The organism is Campylobacter sp. CN_NE2 (assembly GCF_027797465.1).
Classification (GTDB): Bacteria; Campylobacterota; Campylobacteria; order Campylobacterales; family Campylobacteraceae; genus Campylobacter_B.
In genome coordinates this window covers 1,037,494-1,051,925 of sequence record NZ_CP115608.1, presented here as the reverse complement: position 1 = coordinate 1,051,925, position 14,432 = coordinate 1,037,494, and the positions used below count along the sequence as shown (strand labels likewise).

Here is a 14,432-nt window from a genome sequence, read left to right as displayed (position 1 = left end):
AAAAATTTGAGAGCTCAAATGGTTTTAATCTCGGTTGCGTGTGTAATCATCATTTTAGCAGGTCTTAAAGCGGCTTCAAGCGTGGTTGTACCATTTTTACTGGCAATTTTTATCGCTGCAACCGTTTCTCCTTTGGTGCTTTATATACAAAAATTTGGAATTCCAAGACTTATCGCATTTTGCGTTGTTACGGCGTTTTTTATAGGAATTTTGATATTTTTTGGCGACATTGTTTTTAATGCCGTAAAAGGCTTTACAGCACAACTCCCGGAACTCCAAAGCAAATTTAGCGAATTTAATGAAGCATTGATAAATAAGATAAATTCATACGAAATCATAGAGCTTGACGGAAACAGCGTAGGTTTTGATATAAATTTAATCATAAATCAAACAACGGCCGTGCTGAAAAAAACAGGGACGCTTCTTTCTATGGGCTTTTTTGTTTTTATAATGGTTGCATTTATGGTTTTTGAAAGCAAGGAAATAAAAGAAAAAATCGAGTATTTTTCAAGCAAAAATGAACAAGCAGGAATTTTTGCCGAAAATTTTACGACAAATTTGAAAAAATATCTACTTATAAAAACGATTGCTTCTGTTACAACAGGGCTTTTGATTGGACTTTTGCTTTGGGTTTTAGGTGTTCCTTATGCTGCACTTTGGGGAATATGTGCCTTTATATTAAATTATATTCCGACAATCGGCTCGATAATGGCGGCAATCCCAACGCTTTTTGTAACGCTAAGCACGATGAGCGTGGGTGTTTCGGTGTGGGTTGTTGGAATTTATCTTTTTGTGAATGTCCTAATCGGCAACATAATCGAACCAAGATTTATGGGAAAAGGGCTTGGGCTTTCGGTTGTAGTTGTTTTAGTAAGTTTGCTACTTTGGGGTTTTGTTTTTGGAATCGGCGGAATGTTTTTGGCAATCCCGCTAACAATGAGCTTACAAATCGCTCTAAATTCAAATCCAAAAACAAAATTTTTAGCTGTTTTGCTAAGCAATAAAATAAATAATGAAAATAGCGTTGAATTGGCAAATTCAGCAAATTCGCAAGAAAAAAGGGCTTAAAAATGAAAATAGCAATCGTCGGTGCAGGGAAGTGGGGAAGTGCGTTATATAACGCATTAAGTGAAAAAAATAGCTGTGTTATCACTTCAAGAACGCCTAGAAATATCCCAAATTTTGTTAGTATCGATGAAGCATTAGATTGCGAAATGATTGTTTTGGTTATCGCAGCTCAACAAACCGCTTCGTGGCTAGAAACAAATTTTGTAAATAAAAATCAAAAAATTCTTGTTGCCTCCAAAGGAATCGACGCAAAAAGCGGTAAATTTTTAAATGAAATTTTTGAAAAACATATTGATAAACAAAATTTAGCCTATCTTTCGGGTCCTTCATTTGCCAGTGAAGTTATACAAAAGCTCCCGTGCGCTGTCGTCATAAATTCCACAAACAAAAGCGTCGCAAACGAATTTGCAAATTTATTTCCTGATTATATGAAAACTTACACTTCTAACGATGTCATAGGTGCAGAAGTTTGTGGCGCGTATAAAAATGTAATCGCCATTGCTAGTGGAATTTGCGATGGACTAAAACTTGGAAATAACGCAAGAGCAAGTCTTATCGCAAGAGGATTAGTTGAAATCACCCGTTTTGGCAAATTTTTTGGCGCACAAGATGAGACATTTATCGGGCTTAGTGGCGTCGGGGATCTATTTTTAACTGCTTCTAGCGAACTTTCGCGTAATTACCGCGTGGGACTTGGCTTAGCACAAGGAAAGAGCAAAAGCGAAATTTTAAGCGAACTTGGCGAAGTAGCCGAGGGCGTTTTTACGGCAGAAGCGATTGTAAATATCGCTAAAACTAATCAAATTTATACGCCGATTGCGAACGAAGTTTTTGCCATTTTAAATGGAAAAAATGTCAAAATCAGCCTTAGTGATTTATTAAAAAAGAAGTAAATTTATTTGATTCAAATTTACAAAATTTTGCAAGCTTGATATAAAAATTTATAAAATTTGTTGCAAATTTTATAAATTTTCACTCTAAATAATAAAAATTACAATTTAGTTTAAGGAAAAAGTTGTATAATGTCACGAAATAATAAATTTTATTATTTAAATATTTTTAGCAATTATCTTTAAAAAATTTGTAATAAAATTACTTTTTTATTAATCAAATTTAAGTATAATTGCGAGAAAATTTTACCTAAGGAGAACAAAAATGGGAAAATACATAGAACTAACATCTGAAAATTTCGATGTGGCAAAAGAAGGCGTTGCGCTTGTAGATTTTTGGGCGCCATGGTGCGGACCGTGCAGAATGCTAGCACCGGTTATTGATGAGTTAGCAGAAGAATTCGACGGCAAAGCAAAAATTTGCAAAGTAAATACAGACGATGACAATGCCCAAAGCTTGGCAGTCGAGTTTGGAATTCGCTCTATTCCTACAATGCTATTTTTCAAAGACGGCGAAGTTGTAGCTCAACTAGTCGGCGCACAATCAAAACAAGTAATTGCAGATAAAATCAATTCACTTCTATAATTTTTTGGGGCGTAAAACGCCCCTTTTTTATTTTATTTATTAAATTTGCGCTCACAACTTTACTCAATAAAATAAAATTTAGGAGATAAAAATGTTAGATTTAGCGATTATCGGCGGGGGTCCAGCAGGGCTTGCGGCAGGACTTTATGCAACCAGAGGCGGATTAAAAAGCGTTGTAATGTTTGAACTTGGAATGCCTGGCGGTCAAATCACAAGTAGCTCGGAAATGGAAAACTATCCGGGCGTTGCGACGGTAACAGACGGAATGAGCTTTATGGCGCCGTGGCAAGAACAATGTTTTAGATTTGGTCTAAAACACGAAATGGTAAAAGTAGAGCGAATTTCAAAAGATGATGATGAAAATTTTACGATTTATTTAGAAGGCGGAAAATCTGAGCGCGCAAAAGCCGTCATCGTCGCTACGGGCTCGACTCCGCGTCGTGCAAATGTAAAAGGCGAAGATGAATTTTTTGGCAGGGGCGTAAGCACTTGTGCGACTTGCGACGGATTTTTTTACAAAAATAAAGAAGTCGCCGTGCTTGGTGGCGGAAATACTGCACTTGAAGAAGCGCTTTATCTTACAAACATTTGCTCAAAAGTTTATTTGGTGCATAGAAGAGACGAATTTAGGGCTGCTCCCGTTACCGTGCAAAAGGTAAAAGAAAGCGAAAAAATCGAGCTAATCACAAATGCGCTCATAGATGAAATTTGTGGCGATAATATGGGCGTAACAGGCGTAAAAGTCAGCCTAAAAGACGGAAGCCAAAGAGAAATAAAAGTTCCTGGAATTTTCGTTTTTGTGGGGCTTGATGTGCGAAATTCGGTCTTAAAAGATGAAAATGGAAACTTTATCTGCGAAACCTTGCCAAGCGGCCAAGTAAAAGTAAATTTAAAAATGCAAACAAGCGTAGAAGGGCTTTTTGCAGCAGGCGATCTTCGTCAAGATGCTCCAAAACAAGTAGTTTGTGCAGCAGCCGACGGCGCAACAGCAGCTCTTGGTGTGCTTAGTTATTTAGAAGAAAAACGCTAAAATTCAAATTCCACATATTTTGCAAGATGCACTTTTTGTGCGTCTTGCAAAAAATTCTACAATATTGCTCGTCATCGCAAACGAGCGAGAGTGATTTCTTTCCACTGTCATTGCGAGAATTTATGAAGTAAATTCGAAGCAAAACAAGCGAAGCGGTGTGAGTGCGTAGCACGAAGCAGGTTTGGATGAGCCGTAGGGCGAAGTCAATCCAACCAACAGCAAAAGCCGTTTTTTAAAATAACTAATTTTCGGTTTTTTTCTGGATTGCTTCGACGGCGTTGCCGTCTCGCAATGACAGATTATTTGCAAATTTACATTGTGGTTATTTTACCACTGACAATTGCCACGAATTTTTGCTAACGCAAAAATTCTCGCAATGACACATAGAAGCAAATTTGTTATTTTAACATTGGCGATTACTATGCTTCGTTGCGCTTTGCAAGAAACATTTTTACTACGCAAAAAAGCGTTACACTTATTTTGCTTTTCGCTTTATTCGCCCACAATGACAAATGGGGCGAATTTGCCCCAAAAATTATTTAAATTTGATTATTTTTGCGTTTCGTCGATAACGGTTTGTCGTTGTTTATTTTTTGTATCGACCCAGATATTTGGCACAGCTCCGCCCGGAGTTAAGAAAATTTGGGCGTCGTTGTTTTCACGCAAAGCTTCGTTAAATTTAGCCTGAGTTTCGATTTGTTTTAAATTTAACAAATTATTATCCAAGCTTTTTGCGATTTCTTTGTTCGCATACGCTTGTGCGTCAGCTTCGATTTTAACGGCATCTGCTTTACCTTGTGCTTCGATTTTAACGGCGTCTGCATTACCTTTGGCAAGGGCAGCTTTTTTAAGCGCTTCTTGGTTAGCCCTTTCAACTTCGTATTTGGTTCGCTCGGCTTCTTGTTTTGCGATTTGAACGCGCTCAATCTGCTCTTTTACCTTTGCAGGAAGTATGATTTCACGCAACTGAACCGCCCTTAAATCAACAGGCTTGTTTTGCAAACCTTCGATATTTTTTCGAATTCCGTCATCAATGAGTTTTGCGATTTCATCGCGTTTGGTCGGTAGCTCTTCTGCCGTGTAGTTACCGATGACGCTTCGCACGACATCTTTAACTACCGGATCTATCATCTTATCTTCCCACGCAAAGCCCCATTGAGCGATAGTATTTGGCACGGTGTCTTCATTTAGTTTGTATTGAACGGTGATGTCAATGCTAACCGGCAGGTTTCTTGAATCCAAAACCGAGAGCGAATTTTTCTTTATAATGCCGCCGCTTGCGCCTTTTGCGAGTGCCGAGTTCATATCTTCCGTGTTTGTGTAGTTGATGATTCTAACGCGCGTATCGACCACGAAAACTTGCTGGATAAACGGCAAGAAAAAGTGAAGTCCCGCACCAAGCGGATCTTTATCAAATTTACCCAAATTTGCTTTGATTCCGACTTCGCCTGATTGGATTGTTACGAAAGGTTTTGCGATTATCAAAACAGCAATAATGCCGATTATGACATATAAAAGCCCTGAAAATTTGCTAAAATTCGGCAAATTTGGTGTTTTGAAATTAAAATTTCGATTTTCTCCGCCGCCGTTGCCGCCGCCGTTTGAACCGCGTTTGTTAAAATAATCATTTAAATCTGCTGGCATTAACGCTCCTTAATTTACATAAGTTAGATATTTTTCAAATTTAGGATTTTCGCCCATAACTACGGCAAAATATGCTTTTTGCAACTTGCTTGTGATTTCGCCCATTTCGCCTTTGCCTATGATTCTGCCGTCAATGTTGCTAATTGGGGTAACTTCTGCTGCCGTTCCTGTAAAAAATGCTTCATCTGCGTTGTAGCACTCATCTCTTGTAATGCGTCTTCGCTCAACTTTATAGCCCAAATCTTCGGCGATTTCGATAACTGTCGCTTGTGTGATGCTTTCTAGGCTTGTATCATTTGGCGGAGTTATGATAACGCCGTCTTTAACGATAAAAAAGCACTCACCAGGGCCCTCAGCTACAAATCCTTGCGGATCTAAAAGTAACGCTTCATCATAACCTGCTTCTGTGGCTTCAAAATTTGCCATTTGCGAGTTGAAATAGTTTGCACTTGCTTTTGCTTTTGCCATCATCGAAAACGGCGCAGGTTTCATCCACGAGCTGATTTTTACCTTTGTGCCTTTGCGAAGTGCTTCTTCGCCCATATACGCACCCCATTCCCATGCTGCTACGATGACATTTACAGGGCAGCCTTTAACCGCAACGCCCATTTTGCCGTAACCCAAAAATGCTAACGGGCGAATATAAATAGTTTCTTTAAAATCGTTTGCTTTGATAACTTCGATATGTGCTTTTTCAAGCTCTTCGGCTGTAAAAGGAATATCGATTAAGCAAGATTTTGCAGAAGCAAAAAGTCTTTTTGTGTGTTCTTTAAGTCTAAAAATCGCAGGACCTTTTTTAGTTTGATACGCTCTAACACCTTCAAAAACCGCGTTTCCATAATGCAAAGAGTGAGTTAAAACATGCACGGTGGCGTCTTTCCAAGCGACCAATTTTCCGTCCATCCAAATAAATTTAGCTTCGTTCATAGCTGATGCCATTGTTTTGCCTTTCATAATAAAAAATTTGCGTTAGATTTTATCTAAAAATTTATAAATTTTTGGTTATCTTGTAAATTTGGTCTTTAAATTTGGTATAATTTGCCAAATTTTTTTAAAAAGGATAAAAATGCCGTTAATTAAAGTAAGATTAGCTAAACCTGCACCGTCAAAAGAAGTTCAAGACAAAGTCGCAGCCGAAATCGCAGAAGTTTTTGTGCGAAATTTAGGAAAAAATCCTGCAAGAATAGTTATAAATTTCGAGTATGACGAAAAAGAAAATTTCTATATCGGAGATGCAATCAAAAAAGAAGATAAGTAAATTTACGAATAAATTTGCAAAATAATTCAATGCAAATTTGATAAATTTATGCCGACGATTTTTTGCGGGGCGGACGACGGACTAGACTAAATTTGTCTGTCCGAGTTCGCCACGCGAAAAAGCTAGGCTGATTTCAACTTAAAATAAAGGATAAATTGATGGCTTGTTGTAGAAAAAAAGCAGACGGCGAAAGAAAAAGCGAAATTTGCGAAAGCGAATTTAGTAAGGAAGATTTAGAGCGAAAAGTAGTTTTAACTATCGGCGACACAGCCCCTGAGTTTAGTTTGCAAAACAGCGATGGCGTGAGTGTAAATTTGAAAGATTTTATCGGTAAAAAGGTTGTTTTGTATTTTTATCCAAAGGATAACACGCCCGGTTGCACCACAGAAGCGTGTGAATTTAGCGCGCTTTATGATGATTTTATCGCTAGTGATACCGTTATCATCGGCATTTCGCCTGATAGCGTGAAGTCGCATACAAATTTCATAGCAAAACAGAGCTTAAAGCACATTTTGCTAAGCGATGAAAATAAAGAAGTCAGCAAGGCTTACGGCGTGTATCAGGTTCGCAAAAACTACGGCAGAGAGTATCTTGGCATAGTGCGAACGACTTTTGTCATAGATGAAAAAGGTAAAATCGCCAAAGTCTATAAAAGCGTCAAAGCAAAAGACCATGCAGCAAAGGTTTTGGCGGATTTAGCAAAGTAAATTTGCTAAATTTAAAAAATTCAAAAGAATTCGGCTTGAAAATTTGCCGAATTCTTAAATCTACTCTTTTATAAAATAATCCCCGTCAAAGCTATCAAGCGAGTATTTTCGCTCATTTCCTAGACCTGTGATTAGTTCATCTATGCTTAAAAATGTCAAGCTATCGGCACCGATAAATTTGCGAATTTCTTCTATACTCATATTTGCGCTAATTAGTTCAGTGTAACTTGGCGTGTCGATTCCGTAGCGGCACGGGTGCTTTATCTCAGGACTTGCTACGCACATGTGAATTTCTTTTGCTCCTGCGTTTCGCAAAAGTTCTACGATTTTTTTGCTAGTCGTTCCACGCACGATACTATCATCGACCACGACGATTTTTTTATCTTTTAGAACTTCGCTCATAGGATTTAGTTTGAGTTTTACCTTTAAATTTCGCATTTCTTGCGTAGGTTCGATGAAAGTTCGTCCCACATAGTGGTTTCGCACAATCGCCATTTCAAAAGGAATTTTGCTTTCATTTGCAAAGCCAAGTGCGGCAGGAACGCCACTATCAGGCACAGGGATAACCAAATCAGCCTTAATACTAGCGCATTTTTTAGCCAAAATTTCGCCTAGTTTTTTACGAATATTATAGACATTTTTACCATCAACCATGCTATCAGGTCGCGCAAAATAGATATATTCAAAAGCGCAAATTCTAGGATCTGTGTTCCCAAAAAGTTGAACGCTTTTAAATTCGCTTTTTCCCTCTTCAAAAATCACCATTTCACCGGGACACACATCTCGCACAAACTCTGCCCCAACCAAATCAAAAGCACAAGTTTCACTAGCTACGATGTATCCGCCGTCTTTAAGTCTTCCGATACTAAGTGGCCTAACACCAAATCTATCACGCACGGCAAACATTTTGCTTCTACTTAAAATAAGCAAACAATAGCTTCCAACGCATTTTTTCACAGCTTCTATAATGCGATCTTGCAAATGCGTCTCTTTGCTTCTTGCGATTAGGTGCAAAATATTTTCAGTATCCATGCCGCTTTGAAAAATCGCGCCTTCTTCGATGAGTTTTGTTCTAACTTCGTTTTTATTTACCAAATTTCCATTATGCACGATTGAAATCTCGCCAAGAGCGTAGTTTGCGGCAACGGGTTGCGCATCTTTTAGGCTATCGCTTCCTGCTGTTGAGTAGCGATTGTGCCCGATTGCGATATTTCCTTTTAAAAGCTCAAACTCAGCTTCGCCGAAAATCTCAGTTACCAACCCTTGCGATTTTATCGTTTTTATGTGGTGGTTAAAACTTGCACTTATTCCGCTTGATTCTTGTCCGCGGTGCTGCATAGAAAATAGCCCGTAATACGCCTTTTTAGCTGCGTTTTCTGAATTTATAACTCCTACAATCGCACACATTTTAAATTCCTAAACAATCATTTATATCGTATAAGCCGTTTTTTTGTTTGCTTACCCAAATTCCTGCTTTTATCGCACCTTTTGCGAAAGTAGCTCGACTTGTAGCAGTGTGATTTAGCTCGATATATTCTCCGTCATTATAAAAACCCACCGTGTGGCGACCGACTATATCGCCACCGCGAAGTGCCATAACGGCGATTTCATCTTTGCTTCGCTCTCCGATTAGTCCGTCTCTGCCACTTACTCTGACATTTTTTAAGTCTAAATCTCTTGCAGTAGCTGCACTTTGGGCTAGTGTCAAAGCTGTTCCGCTTGGAGCGTCTTTTTTGTGTTTGTGGTGCATTTCTACAATCTCACAATCAAATTCACGCAAAGCCTTTGAAGCTAGGGCTACAAGTTTGTTTAAAACGGCAACCCCAAGGCTCATATTTGTGGCATAAAGTATAGGCATTTTTTCGCTACACTCTTTTAAAAGCGCCATGCCGTCTTCACCTAAACCGGTCGTTCCCATACAAATCGGTTTTGGGTGGTTTTTTGCGTAATTTAGCAAATTTAACGCCCCTTGTCTTATGGTAAAATCAATCACGACATCACAATTGTTAAAAAATTCATCAAAATCTTCGGTAACAACGCAACTAGGCGTATAACTAAGCTCTTCAAAAGTCCAAATCGCACTTACTTTTGCTTCGCTATTTCCTTTCAAGCACTCGTAAATCATAGTCCCCATTTTACCGCTTCCGCCGTGAATTCCGATATTTATCATAAGTTTTCCTTTTGTGGCAAACGCCGATTTTATGAAAACAAGGAGTATATCAAAATTTAAATAATAGGTTTATTAATTTTATTTTATGTGAAATTTACCTAAGCAGATTTTTTAAGCAACAAAAAATTTAAATTCAACAATGTAAATTAAAATTACAAACAAATTTATAAATTTAATCATCTTGCAAGTTGCCTTTTTAAGGGGGAAGTGGGCTGACTTGCGAAGCGCCCCCTTCCCCCTTAACAACCCCCAACCCCTGCACGCTAGAAGTGGCAAATTTAAAAAGCTTTTACAAGCTTTTTAAATTTGATTTTACGAAAATTTGCTTCGCAAATTTAATTTTTTAATCCAAGTTTTAAAGGCACAAAAATATCTTGTTTTGGTTCGCTATTTTGGGGTTTTTCTACGATGATTTGATTTTCATTGACACCTAAATTTATCAAATTTGATTTTAAATTTTCTACTCTTTTAAGCGCTAATTTTTCTAGACGCGAAGTATCAAATTTAACGGCTTTTATAACTTCATTTTCGTAGTTTTCGCTTTTTGGCACACGCAGTTTTGCACCAAAATTTGCAACCGCATTATCATAATTTAAATCTTTTTCGCTCATTAAATTTGATATTTCCCTATCAAAAATTTGCTTTTTAAATACAAAAGCGTCCGCCTTTTCGCTGTAAGTCGGCGTTAAAATAAGTTTAATATTCTCTTTTTCTTTGGCGATTTTGGCTAAATTTGCTATTTTTTCATTTTCACTAGCTAAAATTTCAGCTTCACCTGCGTTAAAATCGATAGTATCAAGCCCCTTTGTATCGATATTTAAAACATTTCCGATAAGTTTAAACGGGCTTAGGGCGATGTCTGAGAAAAGTTTTAAAATCGTTCCGCCGATAACTCCGCCAAAACTAAATTTAGGGTCTTTTAAATCCCCGCTAACAGGCAAATTCACATTGATTTGATCTTTTGAATCTTTTAGCACAGAAATGGCTAAATCAAGCGGCAAATTTATGGCATCTTTGCTCTCGACTGCTTCGCCAAGCGTGAAATTATCCAAATTTACTTCATTTGTAGCGTTTAGCTTTGAATTTTTTATCGTGTAATTTAGCTTTAAATTCGCCATGCCACCGTCTATCTTGCGACCGATGAATTTCGCACTATACGGCGTAGTTTCGCTTAGACCAACGCCTTTTGTAATGAGCGAAAGAGTGGTTTGTTTTTCGTATGCAAACGGATACAAACTCAAATCGATTTGGGCGATACCGCCTTTGCCGACATTGCCGTTAAATTTGAGCTTTGCGGGGCGTTTTTGGCTGATTTCATCGACACTAGTGTTGATTTTAGAAATCAAAAAATCAAACGGCATATCTAGGCTTTGATCGACGAAATTAACCCTGCCGTTTTTGATATTTATATTTTTAATTAAAATGTCAAAATCGCTTTTTGAGCCTGAATTTTGCGGTTGTTTTGGTTTTGACGAAGTTTTAACCAAATTTGCCAAATTTAGCTTTTTATTTTTTGAGACCACGATTTTTGAAAACGGCGAGTTTAAATTTATATTTTCTAAATTTAGCGAATTTTGAGTAAGTGCGATTTTGCCGACTTTTAGATTATCAAAACTAGCGAATTTATCGCCATTTGCAAAGCTCATTGCCAAATTTGATACTTCGCTTGTGCCATTTAGGCTAAAACCGCTTTGTAGCGTAAAATTGCCGTCAAATTTGTTTGCTCCGCTAGTGATTTTTGCATTTAAAAATTCGCCTACATAAGGGTTAAAATACTCTAAATTCGGCAAATTCAGACTAAAAGCCGAGCTTAAATTTAAAGGAATTATATTTAAATTCGTGGTTGAATTTAGCGAAATTTGCTTTGAATTAATCGAATTTTTGATGATAAACGGCGAATTTAAGCTTATATTTTTTGCGGTTGTATTAATGCCTGAGATTTCGTGTGTCATCGGCGTAACGAAGCTTTCTGTGATTTTAGCGTAGCCGTTTTTTACTTCTGCGTTTTGAATAAGAAAATCAAATTTCGTTTTTGGATTTGATGAATTTTTATCTAAATTTGCCGTTTTTTTAGTAGAGTTAAAATCTTTTGCGAATTTTAAAATCGCGAGAGAATTTATGCTTTTTACGCCGTTTTCATCGATACTAGAAATAAATTTTGGCGAATTTACAACCGCATTTTGGACTTTTAAAAAAAGTTTATTTATATCAAAACTAAGTTTTTCTGCTACGGAGCTTTCAAATCCGCCAAAATTATCTTGTCCTGAAAAAGTGCCTGTTTTACCGAGATTTGCCGTATTGATTGCGGCACTAAAATTTTGATCGTTTAAGACAAAATTTACGCCATTTAGGGCTAAATTTTCGCTTCGCACAAAGTCGTGGTTTTGGAAATTAAATTCGATATTTTTATGATTTATATTTTCATTTTTGACACTTAAATTTGTAGAATTATTCTCAATTTTTAAATTTAAAAGTGTTTTTTCGAGTTCGTTATTTTGAGAGCTTACTTTAAAATCAGGGTTACTATAAGCAAAATTTGGCAGCGAAATTTGATCTATATTTAAATCCAAATCCAAATTATCGTTAAAATCCAAATCCAAATTTAGATTTTTAGCTATTATTTCGCTAAAACTTATAATATCGCCAAATTCGCTAAATTCGTTATCTGCAAGATTTAAATTTGCATTTTTTACACTCAAATTTATGCCGTTATCCAAATTTAGCTTGTATGGAATTTTGGCACTTAAAAAGGATTTTGTTAAATTTAAATCTCTCAAATCAACAAAACTTTGCCAAATGTGGCTTAAATTTAGCTCAGAAATTTCCAAATTCCCTGTTATTTCAAGCGGATTTAGACTGATATTTGCGCCGTGTTTGATATTTTTTGCGATTTGCGAGTTTGAATTTAAATCATGCGATCCGATTGAATTTTTACCTAAATTTAGATTTTTTATCTCATAATTTAAATTTTCTAATTTCGCTAAAAACGGCTTTGCAAAGCTTTCATCGCTATAAAGTGCGCTTCCGTTTTGGATTTTGAAATTTTCCAAAACGAGATTAAAAAAACTAGTTGAATTTTCATCGTTATTTGCTTCATCGCTAAGAAAACTATCAAAGTTAAATTTGCCGTTTTTATCTCTGTAAATTTGCGTATTTGGCGAATTTAGCGTTAGATTTTTGATAAAAATATCTTTTTTGAAAAGCGACTTTGGGTTTAATTCCAAATTTGCTTCATCTACGCTAAAAAGCGGTTTGTTTGTGGTTAGTTCTAAATTACGCAAATCAAGTTTAAAAGAAAAAGGGTTAAATTTAGCTTCTTTTATACTTAAATTTGCTTTATCGCTAAGCAAATTTGGCAATGTATTTTTCAAAAAATACGGCACTCCAAAAAAGCCCACAATGGCGTAAAATGCGAAAAAACAGACAACACCAAAAAGAAATTTTTTCCAATGTTTTTTAAAAAAATTCATATTTTTACCAAAAATTTTAAATTCAAATCGTAAAATTATAGCTAGAATTTATTTATAAAGGTTAAATTTGTTAGTTCATATTTGTTGCAGTGTTGATAGTCATTATTTTTTAAGAAAATTGCGCGAAACTACGGACGAGCCGTTAATCGGCTATTTTTACGACCCAAATATCCACCCGTATAGCGAATTTTTGCTTCGCTTTGAAGATGTAAAACAAAGTTGCAAAGAGCTTGGCATAAAGCTATATTTAGGCGAGTATGATTTTGAGAGTTGGCTTAGTGGCGCAAAAGGGCTAGAAAATGAGCCTGAAAAGGGCAAAAGGTGCGAGTTTTGTTTTGATTTCCGTATGCAAAAAACTGCCGTTTTTGCTAAAAAAATGAACGAGAAAAAAATCACAACAACGCTTTTAATGAGTCCGAAAAAATCGCACTCTCAGCTTACCTGTTCGCTAGAAAAAATTTGCAAAGATGAGAATTTGGAATTTATCGCTCCTGATTTTCGCAAAAACGGCGGCACAAATGAGCAGTTTAGCTTAGCAAAAAAAGATAAGCTTTATCATCAAAATTTTTGCGGTTGCCTTTATGCGTTATCAAAACAGCGCGAAAATTCGCACACTTACGAGCTTATGAATTCAATCGACAAGCAAATTTTGCCAAATTCGATTGAAGAAAAATTAAAATTTTACAAAAAAGTCCATAAACTAAAAAATAAAGGCGTGAAATTTGAAATTTTAAGAGATAAATTTATGAATTATCGCTTGCTTAGCGGTGTGGTTAAATTTGACGGCACGGCTATAAAAAGCTATATTTTTCATAACTCGCATTTCAAGCGAAAATATAATAAATTTAACCTTGAAAATTCGCAAAATTCGGCTTTTGTCGATAGAGATGAAATCAAATTTATAACTCTAAATTTTTTCAATCAATTATCAAATAAAAATTATAAAAATATGGACGAAATTTTAAAAAATCCGCCGAGCCTAAAATGCCAAGAAAAAGTGCGAGAAAAAATCGCTTTTAAAGGCGGTTTTTCGCCGATAATTTTGGTTGAAAAAATCCCGCAATGTCGCGCTGAAATTCTCGCAAATTCGGATTTGTATTTAGATGTTAGGGAAATTTTAGTAATAATTTGATAAAATTGCAAGATTTTTAAAATAATCAAAGGATAGCGATGATTGACATTAACGAAATTTTAAACATTTTACCACACAGATACCCTTTTTTGTTGATTGATAGGGTTACGGATTTAAAGGTAGGCGAGAGTTTGACAGCTTACAAAAATGTAACCTACGGCGAACAAATTTTTCAAGGACACTTTCCGGGACACCCGATTTATCCGGGCGTTATGATTATCGAAGGTATGGCACAAGCCGGTGGTGTTTTGGCATTTAAAAGCACAACAGATGAAGATTTAAGCGAAAAAGTTGTTTATTTTATGAGTATCGATAAGGCTAAATTTAGAAAACCTGTCCGCCCAGGAGATAGACTAGAATACAAAATCAGTGTTATCAAACACAAAGGTAGAATTTGGGTGCTTAAAGGCGAAGCCTATATCGACGGCGTTTTAGCCACAGAAGCTGAACTTCAAGCGATGATAATGGATAGATAAA

Annotated in this window: 13 protein-coding genes; 8 read left to right on the top strand and 5 right to left on the bottom strand. The window is 36.4% G+C overall.

Going from position 1 to position 14,432, the window contains the following annotated elements; genetic code table 11:
• Window positions 1–6: 6 nt before the first annotated feature.
• The 4 genes from PF028_RS05190 to trxB all read left to right on the top strand — a co-directional run bounded on the left by PF028_RS05190 (window position 7) and on the right by trxB (window position 3,574).
• Window positions 7–1,068: an AI-2E family transporter gene (locus PF028_RS05190; RefSeq protein ID WP_270861398.1), complete on the top strand. Its 1,062-nt coding sequence runs from the start codon at window positions 7–9 to the stop codon at window positions 1,066–1,068.
• Between the two features lie 2 nt (window positions 1,069–1,070).
• The gene (locus PF028_RS05185; RefSeq protein ID WP_270861399.1) at window positions 1,071–1,961 is read left to right on the top strand and encodes an NAD(P)H-dependent glycerol-3-phosphate dehydrogenase; all 891 of its coding nucleotides are present in this window, start codon (window positions 1,071–1,073) and stop codon (window positions 1,959–1,961) included.
• 262 nt (window positions 1,962–2,223) lie between these two features.
• Entirely contained in the window at window positions 2,224–2,544 is a 321-nt protein-coding gene (gene trxA, locus PF028_RS05180) for a thioredoxin (RefSeq protein ID WP_270861400.1), read from the top strand.
• A gap of 91 nt (window positions 2,545–2,635) precedes the next feature.
• Entirely contained in the window at window positions 2,636–3,574 is a 939-nt protein-coding gene (gene trxB / locus PF028_RS05175) for a thioredoxin-disulfide reductase (RefSeq protein ID WP_270861401.1), read from the top strand.
• Window positions 3,575–4,123: 549 nt separating this feature from the next.
• Here trxB and PF028_RS05170 read toward each other — a convergent pair.
• On the bottom strand, window positions 4,124–5,218 hold the full coding sequence (locus tag PF028_RS05170) for an SPFH domain-containing protein (protein ID WP_270861402.1): 1,095 nt from the start codon (window positions 5,216–5,218) through the stop codon (window positions 4,124–4,126).
• A gap of 9 nt (window positions 5,219–5,227) precedes the next feature.
• Window positions 5,228–6,145, bottom strand: a complete 918-nt coding sequence (locus PF028_RS05165; RefSeq protein WP_270861407.1) for a branched-chain amino acid transaminase — start codon at window positions 6,143–6,145, stop codon at window positions 5,228–5,230.
• Window positions 6,146–6,284: 139 nt separating this feature from the next.
• Here PF028_RS05165 and PF028_RS05160 point away from each other — a divergent pair, with 139 nt between their 5' ends.
• Together PF028_RS05160 and bcp are read left to right on the top strand one after the other, a co-directional pair.
• Window positions 6,285–6,476, top strand: a complete 192-nt coding sequence (locus tag PF028_RS05160; RefSeq protein WP_270861403.1) for a tautomerase family protein — start codon at window positions 6,285–6,287, stop codon at window positions 6,474–6,476.
• Between the two features lie 158 nt (window positions 6,477–6,634).
• Entirely contained in the window at window positions 6,635–7,183 is a 549-nt protein-coding gene (gene bcp, locus PF028_RS05155; protein ID WP_270861404.1) for a thioredoxin-dependent thiol peroxidase, read from the top strand.
• A gap of 60 nt (window positions 7,184–7,243) precedes the next feature.
• Here the strand turns inward: bcp and purF are convergent, their stop codons facing one another.
• From purF to PF028_RS05140, 3 genes are all read right to left on the bottom strand, one after another.
• Window positions 7,244–8,590 carry an amidophosphoribosyltransferase gene (gene purF / locus PF028_RS05150; protein WP_270861405.1) on the bottom strand — a complete coding sequence of 449 codons (1,347 nt, stop codon included), beginning with the start codon at window positions 8,588–8,590 and terminating at the stop codon, window positions 7,244–7,246.
• Between the two features lies 1 nt (window position 8,591).
• On the bottom strand, window positions 8,592–9,353 hold the full coding sequence (gene dapB / locus PF028_RS05145; RefSeq protein WP_270861406.1) for a 4-hydroxy-tetrahydrodipicolinate reductase: 762 nt from the start codon (window positions 9,351–9,353) through the stop codon (window positions 8,592–8,594).
• A gap of 335 nt (window positions 9,354–9,688) precedes the next feature.
• The gene (locus tag PF028_RS05140; RefSeq protein ID WP_270860284.1) at window positions 9,689–12,823 is read right to left on the bottom strand and encodes a DUF748 domain-containing protein; all 3,135 of its coding nucleotides are present in this window, start codon (window positions 12,821–12,823) and stop codon (window positions 9,689–9,691) included.
• Between the two features lie 67 nt (window positions 12,824–12,890).
• Here PF028_RS05140 and PF028_RS05135 point away from each other — a divergent pair, with 67 nt between their 5' ends.
• On the top strand, window positions 12,891–13,955 hold the full coding sequence (locus PF028_RS05135; RefSeq protein WP_270860283.1) for an epoxyqueuosine reductase QueH: 1,065 nt from the start codon (window positions 12,891–12,893) through the stop codon (window positions 13,953–13,955).
• Window positions 13,956–13,993: 38 nt separating this feature from the next.
• Complete coding sequence (gene fabZ, locus PF028_RS05130) at window positions 13,994–14,431, top strand: 3-hydroxyacyl-ACP dehydratase FabZ (RefSeq protein WP_270860282.1); 438 nt, start codon at window positions 13,994–13,996, stop codon at window positions 14,429–14,431.
• Window position 14,432 lies beyond the last annotated feature (1 nt).

Excerpts from the sequence above, each read along its gene's own strand:
- dapB (WP_270861406.1), bottom strand. The coding sequence starts at position 9,353 with ATGATAAATATCGGAATTCACGGCGGAAGCGGTAAAATGGGGACTATG.
- PF028_RS05165 (WP_270861407.1), bottom strand. The coding sequence starts at position 6,145 with ATGAACGAAGCTAAATTTATTTGGATGGACGGAAAATTGGTCGCTTGG.
- trxB (WP_270861401.1), top strand. The coding sequence starts at position 2,636 with ATGTTAGATTTAGCGATTATCGGCGGGGGTCCAGCAGGGCTTGCGGCA.
- PF028_RS05185 (WP_270861399.1), top strand. The coding sequence starts at position 1,071 with ATGAAAATAGCAATCGTCGGTGCAGGGAAGTGGGGAAGTGCGTTATAT.
- PF028_RS05140 (WP_270860284.1), bottom strand. The coding sequence starts at position 12,823 with ATGAATTTTTTTAAAAAACATTGGAAAAAATTTCTTTTTGGTGTTGTC.
- PF028_RS05160 (WP_270861403.1), top strand. The coding sequence starts at position 6,285 with ATGCCGTTAATTAAAGTAAGATTAGCTAAACCTGCACCGTCAAAAGAA.
- bcp (WP_270861404.1), top strand. The coding sequence starts at position 6,635 with ATGGCTTGTTGTAGAAAAAAAGCAGACGGCGAAAGAAAAAGCGAAATT.
- purF (WP_270861405.1), bottom strand. The coding sequence starts at position 8,590 with ATGTGTGCGATTGTAGGAGTTATAAATTCAGAAAACGCAGCTAAAAAG.
- fabZ (WP_270860282.1), top strand. The coding sequence starts at position 13,994 with ATGATTGACATTAACGAAATTTTAAACATTTTACCACACAGATACCCT.
- trxA (WP_270861400.1), top strand. The coding sequence starts at position 2,224 with ATGGGAAAATACATAGAACTAACATCTGAAAATTTCGATGTGGCAAAA.
- PF028_RS05170 (WP_270861402.1), bottom strand. The coding sequence starts at position 5,218 with ATGCCAGCAGATTTAAATGATTATTTTAACAAACGCGGTTCAAACGGC.